This window comes from Streptomyces sp. NPDC001832 (assembly GCF_040297265.1).
GTDB lineage: Bacteria > Actinomycetota > Actinomycetes > Streptomycetales > Streptomycetaceae > Streptomyces.
On sequence record NZ_JBEOYU010000020.1, the window covers coordinates 55,106 to 70,021 of the forward strand.

Below are 14,916 nucleotides of genomic sequence, written 5' to 3' on the forward strand. Positions count from 1 at the left end.
CCTCTCACTTAAGGACCGCCGAAGACCATGGACCATCGCCTCACCCCCGAGCACGAGGATCTCCGCCGTACTGTCGAGGCGTTCGCGCACGACGTGGTCGCGCCGAAGATCGGCGACTTCTACGAGCGGCACGAGTTCCCGTACGAGATCGTCCGCGAGATGGGCCGCATGGGCCTGTTCGGGCTGCCGTTCCCCGAGGAGTACGGCGGCATGGGCGGCGACTACCTGGCGCTCGGGATCGCCCTCGAGGAGCTGGCCCGGGTCGACTCCTCCGTGGCGATCACCCTGGAGGCGGGCGTCTCGCTGGGCGCCATGCCGGTCTACCGCTTCGGTACGGAGGAGCAGAAGCGCGCGTGGCTGCCGAAGCTGTGCGCGGGCGAGATGCTCGGCGCCTTCGGTCTGACCGAGCCGGGCGCGGGCAGCGACGCCGGCGGCACCCGGACCACGGCCGTCCGCGACGGCGACCACTGGGTCATCAACGGTTCGAAGTGCTTCATCACCAACTCCGGTACGGACATCACGGGTCTGGTGACGGTCACGGCGGTCACCGGCCGCAAGCCGGACGGGCGTCCGCTGATCTCCTCGATCATCGTGCCGGCCGGCACCCCGGGCTTCACGGTCGCCGCCCCGTACTCGAAGGTCGGCTGGAACGCCTCGGACACCCGTGAGCTCTCCTTCGACGACGTCCGCGTCCCGGTGGGGAACCTGCTCGGCGAGGAGGGCCGGGGGTACGCGCAGTTCCTGCGGATCCTGGACGAGGGCCGGGTCGCGATCGCGGCGCTCGCGACGGGCCTCGCGCAGGGCTGTGTGGACGAGTCGGTGAAGTACGCGAAGGAACGTCACGCCTTCGGCTCGCCGATCAGCACGTACCAGGCCGTCCAGTTCAAGATCGCCGACATGGAGATGAAGGCGCACATGGCCCGGATCGGGTGGCGGGACGCGGCTTCCCGTCTGGTCCTCGGCGAGTCGTTCAAGAAGGAGGCGGCGATCGCGAAGCTGTACTCCTCCACGGTGGCGGTGGACAACGCCCGCGAGGCGACCCAGATCCACGGCGGCTACGGCTTCATGAACGAGTACCCGGTGGCCCGCATGTGGCGCGACTCGAAGATCCTGGAGATCGGCGAGGGCACCAGCGAGGTCCAGCGGATGCTGATCGCCCGCGAGCTCGGCCTCCCGCCTGAGTTCTCGCCCGCGCCTACTGACGGCCGCGCGGTGGCTCGTACCGGCGCCCGAGGAAGGCTTCCGTAGCGGTTGCTGATTCCCAATGTGGTTGTCAACGCCTGACTCGTGACTGGTTGTAGCCACCTCAGCCAAGGCTGGCAGCGCGAAGCGGGCCTGGTCCGCGATGATGAATGCGTCCTTCGCGTCGCTCTTCCCGTCACCTCGGTAGGAGCCGGAGGCGTGGTGGACGGTGCGGCCGGGGATGTAGAGGACCTGCTGCCCGTTGTCGGTCAAAAGGGCGATCATCAGCGCGGCCCCGCCGGCGTTGAGGTCGATCGCCCAGGTCACAGGCTCTCCTTCGCTCAGAGCGAGGACATCCGCAATCAGTTCCAGCAACGCGGTCTCGTCGTTGGCCACCCGCCGCGACAGCCTGCGCTTGCCCGCCGCGTCGATCACCACGCAGTGATGCTCGGCCTTGCCCGCATCCGTACCAGCCCACAGTTCGGGCACGACCACCTCCGGAGTCGTTCCTGTTCGAGTCCCAGCAGACGACCTCGCCAGCGTGTCCGGCCTTGGGCCCTGGGCCGCGCGTTCACCACCGCCTGGAACAGGATCAGCAGCCTCCCGGCCGTCACCTGACAGCCGGACCCCCACCCGACGAAGACCAGAACGGAGGGAACCCGCAGTCTCCGGGCCCGTGGAACCCGGTGCAGCCGCAGCGACACGCGACGACCTCGCCCGACACTCTCGGGACAAACTGGGTTGAACTGATCGCCTCAAGAAACAGCGATCACCGCTGACGCATCGAGGCTGACCATGGAGCAGGAGATTGCCGATTCGCTGCAAACCAGGTGGCTGCGCTTCGCGGCCAGCGAGGAGAGCACTGGAAGGTGCCATCTCCCACTGCACTCCGATTCGATCTTGAGGAGTGGTGGAAACAGCAGGTCAAAGCCGCTCAGGACCTCGACGCATGAACTGGTTCATGAAGTTCATCACGACCAAGAGCTTCATGCCGTTCGTCATCTACCGGATCATTCTGGGCATTTTGGTCTTTACCCTGGTCGGCGCGGGAGTCCTGAGCCCGTACGCGGGCGAGTCGGCGGGGTAGGGCTTGTCCGGCCCTGATCCGCCGGACAGGCCCTGGCGGCACGCACGCATGCCCGCAAGTCCCCGACCCGGCTCCCCGTCCACGGACTCAGCGCTTCGCCCGGCGATGGAGCAGGAGCCCGCCCATGACCAGTCCGACCAGCAGGGTCACGGTCAGCACTGCCCAGAGTGGCACGGTAACGGTGGGGATCCACAGTCGGATGGCGACCGATTCGGTGTTCGCTGCGATGAACCAGATCACGAGACCCGTCAGCGCCACGATCCCGATGGTGCGTACCCGCACGTCCCGGCCCTTGACGGAGAGGGTCGGTGGGGCGTGCGGTCGAGACGTCTTCTGTGCCATGAGTCCAGTATTGAGCGATTCAGGTGATTAGTCCTGACAGGTCTCATTCCCGCGCTCTGCTGTACGGGCTCATCGGCTCCATCGGCCGCACCCGTACATGGTGCGACTGTGAGACGGTCAGGGCGTGTCGCCCTGCCAGTCCCACCGGTCGAAGTCGCCGTCCCTGGGCCCGTACTCCGCCCGGCCGCCCGGGCCGAACCGCCCGATCTCTGTGTTCAGCGCCGCCCCTTCGCGCAGCGCCGCTTCCGTCCAGCCGGTCACATCGAGGAGCAGCCCGTCGAGCGGGCCGCCCACCAACTCCCGGTAGGAGTGACCCGGCTGGGGTCCCGGGTCGGGATCGTCGTGTTCGGCGCCGTACACGCGCCGTTGCCGCATCAGCTCGTCCATGGGGGCAGGATCGCACCCGACACCGACAATCGCAGCGGGCCGGAAGGCTGTACGCCCCGCGGAGTACCGGCGATGCCATCGCCGGACCGCGACCGGCCGTAGCGTACGTGGCACGCCGCGGGCTGATGCGCGTGGTGGCATCCGCCCGGATATTCCCGGGCAGACAGGGCCGAAAGCCCCTGCCGTACGACGGGTGCGCGTACCAGCCTGGGGCGGGTACCGCCGGAATCTGGAGGAGATCATGACCACCACCGAGCTTCCCGTGATCGCAGCCGTCGACGGCTCGTCGCACAGCCGTGACGCACTCGACTGGGCCGCGCACGAAGCCGTCCGCCGGGGGCTCCCGCTGGTGATCGTGCACGCCCGGACACCGAACCGGCGCACTGATCAGACGCAGCAGCGCGAGGCGGAGGAGCTGCTCACGCAGTCCGTACGAAGGGTGTCCGAGATCGCTCCGGATCTGCACCCGTCGACGCTCACGCCGCTGGACTTCCCCACAGCGGCGCTCACCTCGCTCAGCCGTGATGCGTCGCTGGTGGTCGTAGGCTCGCGCGGTCTGGGCGGATTCCGGTCCCTGATGCTCGGCTCCAACAGCCTGGCAACCGCCTCGATGGCCCAGTGCCCCGTCGTCGTCATCCACAGCGGACCGTCGGACGAAGACGGAGGGGAGGCGGCCGAAGCCTTCCCCGACATTGTCGCGGGCGTGGCCGCCGACGAGAGCAGTGAAGCGGTGCTGGAATTCGCCTTCGCGACGGCTGCTGCCCGGCCCGCTGCGCGGCTGCGGATCGTGCACGGCTGGACGATGTTCTCCTCGTTGCTTTCCGGTGGCCCGGTCTTCGACCGGGACGCGGCGGCCGATGCGGCCGAGCGGACCCTCGCCGAACTCACAGCCGGCTGGCTGGAGAAGTACCCGCAGGTCGAGGTCGTCAGAGAACCGGTCGGCGGCTCCGCTGCCCGCACCCTCGTCACAGCCTCGGCAACTGCGGCGCTGACCGTGATCGGGCGACGCAAGGGCGGTGAGTCCCTCGGGCTCGGGCTCTCCCCCGTCGCGCAGACCACGCTCACGCATGCGCTCGGCCCGGTGGCCGTGGTGCCCTGCTGACTGTTGTGCCGACCCGTCGTGCGTGCACGCCCCTTGGCCTCTGACGCCGACAGGCAGACACTGATCCGATGACGCAGCGCGTGGATCTCTCGACCGTGATGGACCAGCTGTCCATCGATGCAGTGATCACCGGCTATGCGATGGCGGTGGACGACGGCGCATGGGCGGACTACCGGGCCCTGTTCACCGCAGACGGCCGCGCCGACTACCGCAGCGCAGGCGGTGTCGAAGGGCCTGCGGCCGAGGTCGCCCAGTGGCTCGCGGAGACCATGCGGCTCTTCCCCGTACGCCAGCATCTGATCGTCAACCGCCGGCTCGACATCCAGGACCTGGGCGGCTACCCGGGCGACCGCGCCGAAGTGCGGGCCGACTACCTGAACCCGATGCGGCTGGAGAGCACGGCGGGCGGTGAGGACGGATCCGGGGTACGGACGACCGCACCGAACTTCGTCTTCGGCGGGCGGTACGCCTTCACACTGTCGCGCACGGGGAGCGGCTGGCGGATCCGGACCGTGACCGTGCACGAGAAGTGGCGCGGCCCGGCGGGCTCACTCGCCCCGGCCTGAGCCCGCCCACCAGTGCTTCCGCCCCTCTCGCGCCGGGAAGAACTGCGGAACGGGTGAGCAGGGGGGACACTGCTGATCAGCAGGACGAGGAGGCGCGGCATGCGGATTCCGGCCGGTCGGCGCGAGCAGTGGGAGCGGGTGCTGCGGTCCGGCTGGTCGCGCGGCTGCGTCGCACTGCTCGCCGGTGCGCTGCCCGCGCTCGCGTTCCCGGTGACTTCGCTGTGGTGGCTCGCCTATGTCGGTCTGGTGCCGTGGCTGCTGCTGATCCGGTCCGCCGGTACGGGGCGCCGGGCAGCGCTCGACGGCTGGCTCGGCGGGATCGGCTACCTGATCGCCGTGCATCACTGGCTGATGCCGAGTCTCCATGTGTTCATCGTGGTCCTGGCGGCCCTGCTCGGTCTGCTGTGGGCGCCGTGGGGTCTGCTGGTCTTCCGGATACTGCGCGGACCGGTTTCCGTGGCATCAGCCGTGGCCGCGGTCGTCGTGGTGCCGTGCGGCTGGCTGATGATCGAGCTGGCCCGCTCCTGGGAGGGGCTGGGCGGTCCCTGGGGGCTGCTCGGCGCGAGCCAGTGGGAGGTGGCTCCGGCACTCCGCGTGGCATCGGTCGGCGGGGTGTGGCTGGTGAGCCTTCTGGTGGTCGCGGTGAACACCGCCGTCGCCCTGCTGTTCGTGCCCGCCGCCCGTACGGCCGGCGTCGTCGGCATCGTGGTGTGCGCCCTGGCCGCGGGGGCGATGGCGCAGTGGGCACCGCAGCCCCAGCGGTCGGGCGTTGCCAGGATCGCCGTCGTGCAGCCAGGTGTGCTCACAGGTCCCCACACCGTCGGGCGTCGGCTCACCGTCAGTGAGCGGCTGACCGGCTCGCTGACGGGACGCGATCTCGATCTGGTGGTGTGGGGCGAGAGCAGTGTCGGTGTCGATCTTTCCCGGCACCCGGAAATCACCGCCCGGATCGCGGCCCTCTCGCGTCGGGTGGGCGCGGATGTGCTGGTCAACATGGACGCCCGGCAGACGGATGGACCGAGGCGGTCGGGGATCTTCAAGTCCAGTGTGCTGGTGGGACCGGACGGGCTGACCGGGCAGCGATACGACAAGATGCGGCTGGTGCCGTTCGGCGAGTACATCCCTGCCCGTTCCGTGCTCGGCTGGGCCACGTCCGTGGGCAAGGCGGCGGGCGAGGACCGGCTGCGGGGCACCCGACAGGTGACGATGTCGCTTCCTGGTGCCGCCGGAGGGAAGGGTCTGCGCATCGGGCCGCTGATCTGCTTCGAGTCCGCCTTCCCCGACATGAGCCGGAGTCTGACCCGGGACGGTGCGCAACTGCTGGTCGCCCAGTCGTCGACCTCGACGTTCCAGCACAGCTGGGCTCCCGAACAGCACGCCTCGCTCGGAGCGCTGCGTGCCGCCGAGAACGGCCGCCCGATGGTGCACGCCACGCTCACCGGGGTCAGTACGGTGTACGGCCCGCAGGGCGAGCGGATCGGTGTCCCGCTCGGTACGAATATGAGCGGGGCTGCCGTGTTCGACGTACCACTGGCTTCCGGTACGACGCTGTTCGTACGGCTGGGCGACTGGCCGGTGCAGGGGGCGGCGGCGGTACTGGTCGCGTTCTGCGCCTTCGAAGGGCTGCGTTCGCTCAGGAGGCGTGGCCTGGGCGGGCCGCCCGGTGGCCGGGGTGAGGCGGCTCCGGTGATCGCCTCACCCGCCGGGTCGACCGAATCCGCCGATCGCTCCGCCGGACGCTCCAAGCCGTGAGCCCGGATACCGGTCGGACTATCCGGGGCCGTTCACGGAGACGATGCGGCCCTGGGCGTCGATGGTGAGCGAGACCCGCTCGACCTTGTTGGTCACGGCGAGCACCAGCCACACGGGGCCCCAGAGAAAGCAGGTGAACACCATCAGAATGGCGTGCAGCGCATGATTCAGCGGCCGGCCCCGGACCATGACGACCTGTGTCTCGGAACGTGACTCCACTCGCCAGCCGCTCGCGATCCGCTGATTGACCGCCCAGTCGAGGATCAGCCCGCGCTGTACCGCGTCGGGCGGCCGCCCGTCCGCCGAGTAGTAGCCGGGCGGCGGCTGGAGTGCTCCCCAGCCCTTTGGCTCGTCGTGGCGCCTCACGAGGTCACCTCCACGGGCCGGTGGTCCACGTCCCCAGCCTGCATCGGCGCGGGACCCGACGCATCCCGAGGCCGGAGGGCCCCGGACTACGGGCTTAGGCGCAGTCCAGGTCGCGCAGGATGCGCTCGCACAGCTCATGCGTCTGCAGGGCGTCCTTGGGCGCTCAGCACCTTTCCGGCCCGCACGGCGTCCAGGAAGAACAGCACGCTCTGCTCGATGCCGCGTTGGCGGGCCACCGGCACCCAGTCTCCACGCCGTCGTACGCTTGGCTGCCCCTTGTGATCGATCACCTCGGCAAGGTTGACGACCTCGCGCTTGGAATCCTGGCCGGAGACCTCCAGCCGCTCCTCGGTCGAGCCGCTGAGTCGGTTCATCGTGCCGATGGCGGTGAATCCGTCACCGGCCAGCTGCAGCACGACATGGTGCATCAGACCGTCGCGGATCCTGGCCTGCACGACGGTGTGCTCGATCGGCCCCGGCACCAGGAAGCGCAGGGTGTCGACGACATGGATGAAGTCGTCGAGCACCATGGTGCGTGGGTCCTCGGGCAGGCCCACCCGGTTCTTCTGCATGAGGATCAGGTCGCGCGGGTGCTCGGCGCACTGCACGTAGCCGGGCGCGACCCTGCGGTTGAAACCGATGGCGAGGCTCACCCCGCGCTCTTCAGCCAGGCTCACCAGCCTCTCGGAATCGGCGAGTTCGTAGGCCAGCGGCTTGTCGACGTACGTGGCGACGCCCGCGTCCAGCAGCCGGCCCACGATCTCCGGGTGTACCCCGGTCGGTGCGTGGACGAACGCGGCGTCCAGACCCTGGGCGAGCAGTGATTCGAGGTCGGCGTGGCGCTGCCCAGCCGGGATCCGGTGGGTCTCGGCGACCGCGGTCAGGGTGGCGGGCGTACGGGTCTGCAGATGCAGTTCGACCCCGGGCAGGGCCGTCAGAACCGGCAGATACGCCTTCTGCGCGATGTCGCCGAGCCCGATGCAGCCGACCTTCACAGGGGCCTCCCTCTCACTGTTCGGCGCCGACCGGCGCGGTGTTCACCAGGTGAGGGTGCCCCGTCGAGCTCTTCGAGCCGATGTCTACCGCAGTGACCTGTGCGCGTCGTTCGTCAGGGCAGCATACGTGTGCTGCGGCGGCTGCCGGTCCGCGCTGCCGTCGAAGGTGCGCAGGACGAGGGTGGGCCGAACGAGGGCGACGGCGGCCCCGTAGGCGTATATCCGGCCGTCTTTGATGACGGCGGCCTGATCGGGCGAGCTCGAACGGCACAGCCTGTCCCTGCCGGCCTGGTTCGAGGGGCTGATGTTCTCGTGCGCCGCAGGGTCGTACCACCGCTCGCGCCGACCGAGGAGGAGCTGCGTGCCGGTTTCGCCGAACTGCTGCGCGGGATGCTCGGATCGCGGGCGGCATTGCGCTGACCGGCGTCACTCGTGCGGGCCAATCCCGGCTTCCCGGCTCACTCAAAACCGGTTCCGCACAGCAGAGTTGATCAGGTGCAACGAACCCGAATCACCGTGCAGCTTCTCGTCGGCATGGCGGTCACGACACTGTCCGGCTGTGTGTCCGTGGCGCCGCAGCCGGACGTTCCGTCCCGGCCCGGGACCAGCACGCCCGCCCAGGACATGGCGCCGCAGATCGCGCGGCCACCGGTCCACGACAGCCTGGGAACGGTACCGGCCCCCGAGCCGTCCGCCTCCGCATCCACCCCGGCGGCCGTCGCACCGCCGGACACCCGACGCGCCGCGCCCCGCGCACCACAGCGACGGAAGCACTCCGGGGCGGCGCAGCCTCGGCCGCGTCAGGCCCCGCCCGCCGTGACCGCACCAGCCCCGGCCATGCCGGCCCCCGTCACCAGGAAGGACGTCTGCGAGCTGGGACGGGTATACGGGCACTGGCCCGCGGGCAGCCCGCAGTCCCGGATCTGCGAGAACACCTACGGCCGCTGAGCCCCGCGGGAGAGAGAGTCGAGCGGGTGGCCCGTCCGAGGCGGACGGGCCGCCGTCACAGCTCCCGCAGCCTCTGCTCCAGCCGCGCAATCGCCGCGCGGACGCCTCCCCCATATCCGTCGTCCGCCCCGTCGTCCGCGAGCGCACCGGAGGCAGCGCGTGCCCGTTCCAGATGGATCCGGGCCGCCTCGGGGCGTTGGAGCTTCACATAGTCCGCCGCAAGATTGAGGTGGAGAGAGGGGTAGAACGCCCGCACCGCGAGCGCATCGGAGTCCTGTGCCGCGCGCTCGTCGGTCAGACTGCCGGCCGCGGTCAACGCCCTCAGGTCCCAGGCCAGCTCATCGCCGGGGTCATCCTGCGTGTCGGCCATGTAGTGGGCGAGGGTGCACCGATGCAGGGCGTCCCCGTCCTCGCCGATCTCCGACCAGAGCTCGCCGAAGCGATTGCGGGCCTCCTCCCGGTCGCCGCCGTGCAGCAGCATGATCGCCTGGCCGATCCTGGTCATGACGGCATCCTTCGACGCCTCCCGCTGCTCCGTCACTGCGGCCTCCCTGTCCACGTCCGCCCGTTTCCGTTCGACGCTAGCCGCAGCGGCGGTCAATCCCGCTGAGGCTCGGGCGGGCGTCCCGGACCTGTCCACCGGGCGCCCACCCCCGGTCCGGCCGAGCGTCAGCCCAGGTCGGGGATGCGCCAGTCGATGGCCTCGTGCCCCTGCGCCGCCACCGCCTCGTTGATCTGCGTGAACGGACGGGAGCCGAAGAACTTCTTGGCGGACAGCGGTGACGGGTGCGCACCCTTCACCACCACATGGTGCTCCTCGTCGATCAGCGGGAGCTTCTTCTGTGCGTAGTTGCCCCACAACACGAAGACCGCCGGATCGGGACGCGAGGCGACCGCGCGGATCACCGCGTCGGTGAACTTCTCCCACCCCTTGCCCTTGTGCGAGTTCGCCTCGCCCGCGCGCACCGTCAGAACGGCGTTGAGCAGGAGCACGCCCTGTTCGGCCCACGGCATCAGATACCCGTTGTCCGGGATCGGCAGGCCGAGCTCCTCCTTCATCTCCTTGTAGATGTTCCGCAGGGAGGGCGGTGTCTTCACGCCCGGCCGCACGGAGAAGCACAGCCCGTGCCCCTGCCCCTCCCCGTGATACGGGTCCTGGCCGAGTACGAGGACCTTCACCTTGTCGTAGGGCGTGGCTTCCAGGGCTGCGAACACCTGTTCGCGCGGCGGATAGACCGGCCCCTTGGCCCGTTCCTCCTCGACGAACTCGGTGAGCTCCTTGAAGTAGGGCTTCTGCAGCTCTTCGCCGAGGACGCCGCGCCAGGACTCGGGCAGCAGGTCGGTGTCGGTCACGTCAACAACCTCCGGTAAGTAATCAGTTCTTCAACCGAGAACCTACCGGGGGCCACTGACAGCCGGCCCTGCGAGCCCTGCCGGGGCCTACCAGCTGGCCTTGCGGTACAGCTCCCACATCTGCATGACCGTCTGCGGGTCCAGGGCACGCTCGCCGCCGCCGATGTCCTCGCCCGCCGCGACGTACAGCTTGCCCTGCCACAGCGGCAGCAGCCGCACGTCGTCGACCAGGATCTGCTGGGCCCGTTCGAACTGCTTACTGACCGCGCCCCGGTTGCTCTCCTTGCGGGTCTGCGGCAGCAGCTGCTCGGTGATCTCGCGCTTCATGTACGGCATCCCGGTGACGCTGTCCTTGCCCACGAAGGGGGCGATGAAGTTGTCCGGGTCCGGGAAGTCCGGGAACCAGCCGCGGCCGAAGACGGGGTACTGGCCCTTGTTGAAGCCTTCCTGGAACTCTTTCCAGGGTTTGCTCTTCAGCGTGATCCTGAACAGCCCGGAAGCCTCCAGCTGTCGCTTCAGCTCGTCGAACTCGGGGGCCGTGGACGAGCCGTACCGGTCGGTCGTGAACCAGAACGTCATTTCCACGGGCTTGGTGATGCCCGCCTCGACGAGGATCTGCTTCGCCTTGTCCTTGTCCGGGTCGCCGTAGGCATCGAAGAAACTGGTGGTGTGTCCGGCGATGCCCTTGGGGACCATGGAGTACAGCGGCTCGGCCGTCCCCTGGTAGACCTTGGCCACCAGGGCGTCACGGTCGATGAGCTGGGCGATGGCTCGCCGTACGGCCGCATTCCCGGCGGCCGGGTCCTCGGGGTTGAAGACCAGGAAGCGGATGTCCGCGCCGACCGTCTCGACGATCTGCAGATTGCTGTTCTGGCCCTTGTTGTCTTCCAGGCTGACGACGTCCTCGGCAGTGAGGCCGCGATAGATCACGTCGATCTCGTTCTTCTTCAGCGCCGCGACCACGGGGGCGGATTCCTTGAAGTACCGGATGGTCACAGCGTCGTTCTTAGGGTTGGCGAAACCCTTGTAGTCCGGATTCTTCACCAGTTCGGCCCGGTTCCCCGGCTTGTACGAATCCAGGAGGTAGGGACCGGATCCTGTGACCTTTCCGTCGCTTCGGATTTCGTGCATCGAATAGTCACTGGGAGCCACCAGCGACATCGCGGGCGTGGCGAGGATGAACGGGAAGGTGGCGTCCGGCTTGGTGAGATGGAAGACGACGATGTCGTCCCCCTTGGTCTCGACCCGGTCGAGCGAGCCGAGCATGCCGACGGGTCCGCCCTTGACCTTGATGGCCGTGATCCGGTCCATGGAGTACTTCACGGCCTCGGCGTCGAGTCTGTCGCCATTGGAGAATTTAAGACCCTTGCGCAGTTTGCACCGATATGCCGTGCTGGTCGCGTCGGTGAACTTGCACCATTCCGCGGCATCGGGCTCGGGGGTGGTGCTGCCGGTGGGGAAACTCACCAAGGTCTGGAAGACATTCCGCATCATTTCCCAGGAGTTGTCCCACGCCGCCGCCGGATCGAGGGTGGAGAGCTCGCTGGTCGTACCGACCACTACCTTCTGCTCCACTTTCGATCCGCTGTCGGAGAGAAGTCCGCAGCCTGCCAGCAGAGCAAGGGAAGCAAAGACTGCAGCGGCCTGCAGACTGGCCCGGTAGAACACGTGAACGCTCCTCGATCAGCCATGGGTCGGCAGACCATACCGTAGTGCCCCGCCGGGTCAATCCGCAGGCCCGGCAGGGCACTTGAGTCAATCAGGGCCAAACCCGCTCACGCCGTTCTCAGCTCACGCCCGCATTCAGGAAGATGCCGCCGTCGACCACCAGGGTCTGTCCCGTGATCCAGTCGCTCTGGCTCGACGTGAGGAACGCTGCGGCGCCTCCGATGTCCTCGGGGACGCCCAGCCGGCCGAGCGGATAGGCCGCGGCGGCCTCCGCCTCACGGCCCTCGTACAGCGCCTGGGCGAATCTTGTCTTCACGACGGCGGGGGCGATCGCGTTGACCCGGACGGCCGGCGCGAACTCGTGCGCCAGCTGAAGGGTCAGGTTGACCATGGCCGCCTTGCTCATGCCGTAGGCGCCGACGAAGGGCGAGGCCGAAATGCCGGCGACCGAGGCGATGTTGACGATCGCCCCGCCGTTCTCCTTCTGCCAGGCCTTCCAGGTCTGCTGGGCAAAACCGAGCGCCGAGATCACATTCGTCTCGAAGACCTTGCGGGCAACATTGAGGTCGAGTTCCGCGATCGGGCCGAACACCGGATTCGTACCGGCGTTGTTGATCAGGAAGTCGACACGGCCGAACGCCTCCATGGTGCGCTCGACCGCCGCCGCCCGGTGCGCCTCATCGTGCGCCTTGCCCGCCACGCCGATGACGCGGTCGGAACCGAGCTGCTCGACGGCCCCCTTGAGGGCATCCTCGCCGCGTCCGGTGATGCACACCCGGTCGCCGCGCGCCACGAGCGCCTCGGCAATGCCGTAGCCGATGCCCCGGCTCGCGCCCGTGATGAGCGCGACCTTCCCACTGTCCTGCACACTCATGATGTCCGTAACCCTTCGGGTCAGTTGAGCGGTCCACCGGCGACATACATGACCTGACCGGAGACGAAGCCGGCCTCGTCGCCCGTGAAGAAGGCGATGGCGTTGGCGACGTCCTCGGGGCGGCCGACGCGCTGCACCGGGATCTGGGTAGCAGCGGCGGCCTGGAACTCCTCGAAGCCCATGCCGACCCGGGCCGCGGTCTGCGCGGTCATCTCGGTGACGATGAAGCCGGGCGCGACGGCGTTGGCGGTGATGCCGAACTTGCCGAGCTCCTTGGCGAGGGTCTTGGTGAAGCCCTGCAGGCCGGCCTTGACGGCGGAGTAGTTGGCCTGGCCGCGGTTGCCGAGCGCCGAGGAGGAGGAGAGCGAGACGATACGGCCGAACTCGGCGTCCACCATGTGCTTCTGGACGGCCTTGGCCATCAGGAACGCGCCCTTGAGGTGCACGTTCATCACGGTGTCCCAGTCGGACTCGCTCATCTTGAAGAGCAGGTTGTCGCGGAGCACGCCCGCATTGTTGACGAGGATCGTCGGGGCGCCGAGCTCGGCGGCGACCCGCCCGACCGCGGCTTCCACCTGGGCACTGTCCGACACATCGCACCCAACGGCGAGAGCGGTGCCCCCTGCGGCGGTGATCTTCTCGACGGTGTCCTTGCAGGCCGCCTCGTCGAGGTCGAGTACGGCGACGGCGCGACCCTCGGCCGCCAGACGTACCGCGGTGGCGGCACCAATGCCCCGCGCCGCTCCGGTCACGACGGCCACGCGCTGCTCGGTGTTGGACATGTTTGGTTCTCCTCGCCCTTGGATCGTGGCTCAGCGGACGTCGGGGCACCCCGGCACGGAACCTCCGCGTGCGCGGAGCTTCCCCGACAACTGAGCAACCGCTTAGTACCTTCAGCAGACGAGACGCTAGAAGCCCTGGCACTCGGTGTCAACGGCCCACGAGCGCAGGGGTGCATGTCACATCCCGCGGCGCCGCTGCCGCAGTGGCTGCGGGCCGCGCCGCGGGGCGGCGGATCAGCGCACCAGCAGGTCGAGCAGCCGTTCGATCTCGGCCTCCGGGTCCGCCGTGAGGCCACTGTGCACGGGGCTCGGCTGGACGACGGTGGAACGCGGGGCGATCAGCCAGCGGAAGCGGCGGCCTGCGTCGTCGCGGGCCGCCTGGCCCGCGTCCGTACCGCCGCGGCACACGCCTTCGACGGCATGCAGGGCGGCCCGCACACCGACCACGTCGGCGGTCGGGTCCAGGGCCTTCAGCTTGGTCTCGTCGAGATGAGTACGCGCGGCGACGAAACCCTGCGCGTGGCAGTAGACGACCACGCCCGCGTTGAAGAACTCGCCGCGCTGCACCCGCGGCACCACGCGCAGCAGCGCGTACTCGAAGACATCGCGCTTGGTCACCGCTGGCCGTCCTTGTCGTTCTTCTTGGTGGTGTGCGGCCAGGGGGTGAGGTGTTCGGTGAGCCAGCCGGGGGCTTGTGACGGCTTGGGCTCGGTGGGGCCCTGCATCGTGATCCGCTCATGAATGGTGACGGCGCGCGGCAGCAGCGCCTCCACATAGGCTCGGCGCAGCTCATCGGTGGAGTCGAAGCCGGGCTCGTCCACCAGCCACTCATCGGGAACTTCGGCCGCGACCTCGGTGAGCAGTTCCTCGGTGACCAGCGGGGCGAGCTCGGCGGCGGCTGCCGCGATATCAGGGGCGAACGGAGCCAGCGCATGGTCCGAGGCGTTGTACGGCTTGGCGGCCGAGACCTGGGCGCCGGGCCAGTTGTGGTGCCAGATCATGGTGGCGCCGTGGTCGATGAGCCACAGATCGCCGTGCCAGATCAGCATGTTCGGGTTGCGCCAGGACCGGTCGACATTGTTGATCAGCGCATCGAACCAGACGACGCGGCCGGCTTCCAGGGAGTCCACCTGGTATGCGAGCGAGTCGAAGCCGATAGAGCCCGGCAGGAAGTCCATCCCGAGATTGAGCCCGCCGCTGGCCTTCAGGAGCTCCTGCACCTCCTGGTCGGGCTCGGCGAGCCCGATGACCGGGTCGAGCTGGATCTGTACGAGGTCGGGGACGCGAAGGCCGAGTCGGCGGCCGAGTTGTCCGCAGATGACCTCCGCAACCAGTGTCTTGCGACCCTGTCCGGCACCGGTGAATTTCATGACATAGGTGCCGAGGTCGTCGGCCTCGACGATCCCGGGGAGCGATCCACCCTCCCGCAGGGGCGTGACGTAGCGGGTCGCGGTGACTTCTGTGAGCATTTCCCCAGGCTATACGGCTCAGACGCCTTGTAATCCATGGAAT

15 protein-coding genes and 4 pseudogenes are annotated in these 14,916 nt (G+C 68.7%); 7 read left to right on the forward strand and 12 right to left on the reverse strand.

Going from position 1 to position 14,916, the window contains the following annotated elements; genetic code table 11:
* Window positions 1-27: 27 nt before the first annotated feature.
* Window positions 28-1,248: an acyl-CoA dehydrogenase family protein gene (locus ABT115_RS17735; RefSeq protein WP_351790227.1), complete on the forward strand. Its 1,221-nt coding sequence runs from the start codon at window positions 28-30 to the stop codon at window positions 1,246-1,248.
* Window positions 1,249-1,323: 75 nt separating this feature from the next.
* Here the strand turns inward: ABT115_RS17735 and ABT115_RS17740 are convergent.
* Window positions 1,324-1,671 (reverse strand): annotated as a pseudogene (locus tag ABT115_RS17740) (IS110 family transposase); the annotation flags it as partial.
* A gap of 466 nt (window positions 1,672-2,137) precedes the next feature.
* Between ABT115_RS17740 and ABT115_RS17745 the strand changes: the two are divergent.
* Window positions 2,138-2,269: pseudogene (locus tag ABT115_RS17745) on the forward strand (undecaprenyl-diphosphatase); the annotation flags it as partial.
* 87 nt (window positions 2,270-2,356) lie between these two features.
* On the opposite strand, the gene ABT115_RS17750 reads toward ABT115_RS17745, so the two are convergent.
* Both ABT115_RS17750 and ABT115_RS17755 read right to left on the reverse strand, forming a co-directional pair.
* Window positions 2,357-2,611 carry a LapA family protein gene (locus ABT115_RS17750; RefSeq protein ID WP_351790230.1) on the reverse strand — a complete coding sequence of 85 codons (255 nt, stop codon included), beginning with the start codon at window positions 2,609-2,611 and terminating at the stop codon, window positions 2,357-2,359.
* A 117-nt stretch (window positions 2,612-2,728) separates the two neighbouring features.
* Window positions 2,729-2,998, reverse strand: a complete 270-nt coding sequence (locus tag ABT115_RS17755) for a hypothetical protein (RefSeq protein ID WP_351790232.1) — start codon at window positions 2,996-2,998, stop codon at window positions 2,729-2,731.
* Window positions 2,999-3,239: 241 nt separating this feature from the next.
* Here ABT115_RS17755 and ABT115_RS17760 point away from each other — a divergent pair, with 241 nt between their 5' ends.
* From ABT115_RS17760 to lnt, 3 genes are all read left to right on the forward strand, one after another.
* The gene (locus ABT115_RS17760; RefSeq protein ID WP_351790235.1) at window positions 3,240-4,100 is read left to right on the forward strand and encodes a universal stress protein; all 861 of its coding nucleotides are present in this window, start codon (window positions 3,240-3,242) and stop codon (window positions 4,098-4,100) included.
* Between the two features lie 68 nt (window positions 4,101-4,168).
* Entirely contained in the window at window positions 4,169-4,666 is a 498-nt protein-coding gene (locus ABT115_RS17765; protein WP_351790238.1) for a nuclear transport factor 2 family protein, read from the forward strand.
* Window positions 4,667-4,765: 99 nt separating this feature from the next.
* Window positions 4,766-6,418 (forward strand): apolipoprotein N-acyltransferase, encoded by a 1,653-nt coding sequence (gene lnt / locus ABT115_RS17770; RefSeq protein WP_351790241.1) that lies wholly within the window; start codon window positions 4,766-4,768, stop codon window positions 6,416-6,418.
* Window positions 6,419-6,436: 18 nt separating this feature from the next.
* On the opposite strand, the gene ABT115_RS17775 is transcribed toward lnt, so the two are convergent.
* A complete protein-coding gene (locus tag ABT115_RS17775; RefSeq protein WP_351790243.1) occupies window positions 6,437-6,784 on the reverse strand; it encodes a DUF8108 domain-containing protein in 348 nt (115 codons plus the stop codon).
* A 94-nt stretch (window positions 6,785-6,878) separates the two neighbouring features.
* A pseudogene (locus ABT115_RS17780) lies at window positions 6,879-7,779 on the reverse strand (Gfo/Idh/MocA family protein).
* 250 nt (window positions 7,780-8,029) lie between these two features.
* Here ABT115_RS17780 and ABT115_RS17785 point away from each other — a divergent pair.
* Window positions 8,030-8,199 (forward strand): annotated as a pseudogene (locus ABT115_RS17785) (TetR/AcrR family transcriptional regulator); the annotation flags it as partial.
* A 75-nt stretch (window positions 8,200-8,274) separates the two neighbouring features.
* On the forward strand, window positions 8,275-8,727 hold the full coding sequence (locus ABT115_RS17790; RefSeq protein ID WP_351790245.1) for a hypothetical protein: 453 nt from the start codon (window positions 8,275-8,277) through the stop codon (window positions 8,725-8,727).
* A gap of 55 nt (window positions 8,728-8,782) precedes the next feature.
* On the opposite strand, the gene ABT115_RS17795 is transcribed toward ABT115_RS17790, so the two are convergent.
* The 7 genes from ABT115_RS17795 to ABT115_RS17825 form a co-directional block, all read right to left on the reverse strand.
* A complete protein-coding gene (locus tag ABT115_RS17795; RefSeq protein WP_351790248.1) occupies window positions 8,783-9,268 on the reverse strand; it encodes a hypothetical protein in 486 nt (161 codons plus the stop codon).
* Window positions 9,269-9,396: 128 nt separating this feature from the next.
* On the reverse strand, window positions 9,397-10,080 hold the full coding sequence (locus tag ABT115_RS17800; RefSeq protein ID WP_351790251.1) for a uracil-DNA glycosylase: 684 nt from the start codon (window positions 10,078-10,080) through the stop codon (window positions 9,397-9,399).
* A gap of 87 nt (window positions 10,081-10,167) precedes the next feature.
* Window positions 10,168-11,748: an ABC transporter substrate-binding protein gene (locus ABT115_RS17805; protein WP_351790253.1), complete on the reverse strand. Its 1,581-nt coding sequence runs from the start codon at window positions 11,746-11,748 to the stop codon at window positions 10,168-10,170.
* A 118-nt stretch (window positions 11,749-11,866) separates the two neighbouring features.
* A complete protein-coding gene (locus ABT115_RS17810) occupies window positions 11,867-12,622 on the reverse strand; it encodes an SDR family oxidoreductase (RefSeq protein WP_351790255.1) in 756 nt (251 codons plus the stop codon).
* Window positions 12,623-12,642: 20 nt separating this feature from the next.
* The gene (gene fabG / locus ABT115_RS17815) at window positions 12,643-13,404 is read right to left on the reverse strand and encodes a 3-oxoacyl-ACP reductase FabG (RefSeq protein WP_351790257.1); all 762 of its coding nucleotides are present in this window, start codon (window positions 13,402-13,404) and stop codon (window positions 12,643-12,645) included.
* 234 nt (window positions 13,405-13,638) lie between these two features.
* The gene (locus ABT115_RS17820; RefSeq protein WP_351790260.1) at window positions 13,639-14,022 is read right to left on the reverse strand and encodes a DUF3037 domain-containing protein; all 384 of its coding nucleotides are present in this window, start codon (window positions 14,020-14,022) and stop codon (window positions 13,639-13,641) included.
* Window positions 14,019-14,873, reverse strand: coding sequence for a HipA family kinase (locus tag ABT115_RS17825; protein WP_351790263.1), 855 nt, complete (start codon window positions 14,871-14,873; stop codon window positions 14,019-14,021). The genes ABT115_RS17820 and ABT115_RS17825 overlap by 4 nt, the downstream gene beginning before the upstream one ends.
* Window positions 14,874-14,916: the final 43 nt, after the last annotated feature.

Bases quoted from the DNA above. Each gene is read 5' to 3' on its own strand.
- ABT115_RS17825 (WP_351790263.1), bottom strand. From the start codon at position 14,873: ATGCTCACAGAAGTCACCGCGACCCGCTACGTCACGCCCCTGCGGGAG.
- ABT115_RS17750 (WP_351790230.1), bottom strand. From the start codon at position 2,611: ATGGCACAGAAGACGTCTCGACCGCACGCCCCACCGACCCTCTCCGTC.
- fabG (WP_351790257.1), bottom strand. From the start codon at position 13,404: ATGTCCAACACCGAGCAGCGCGTGGCCGTCGTGACCGGAGCGGCGCGG.
- ABT115_RS17810 (WP_351790255.1), bottom strand. From the start codon at position 12,622: ATGAGTGTGCAGGACAGTGGGAAGGTCGCGCTCATCACGGGCGCGAGC.
- lnt (WP_351790241.1), top strand. From the start codon at position 4,766: ATGCGGATTCCGGCCGGTCGGCGCGAGCAGTGGGAGCGGGTGCTGCGG.
- ABT115_RS17735 (WP_351790227.1), top strand. From the start codon at position 28: ATGGACCATCGCCTCACCCCCGAGCACGAGGATCTCCGCCGTACTGTC.
- ABT115_RS17765 (WP_351790238.1), top strand. From the start codon at position 4,169: ATGACGCAGCGCGTGGATCTCTCGACCGTGATGGACCAGCTGTCCATC.
- ABT115_RS17755 (WP_351790232.1), bottom strand. From the start codon at position 2,998: ATGGACGAGCTGATGCGGCAACGGCGCGTGTACGGCGCCGAACACGAC.
- ABT115_RS17760 (WP_351790235.1), top strand. From the start codon at position 3,240: ATGACCACCACCGAGCTTCCCGTGATCGCAGCCGTCGACGGCTCGTCG.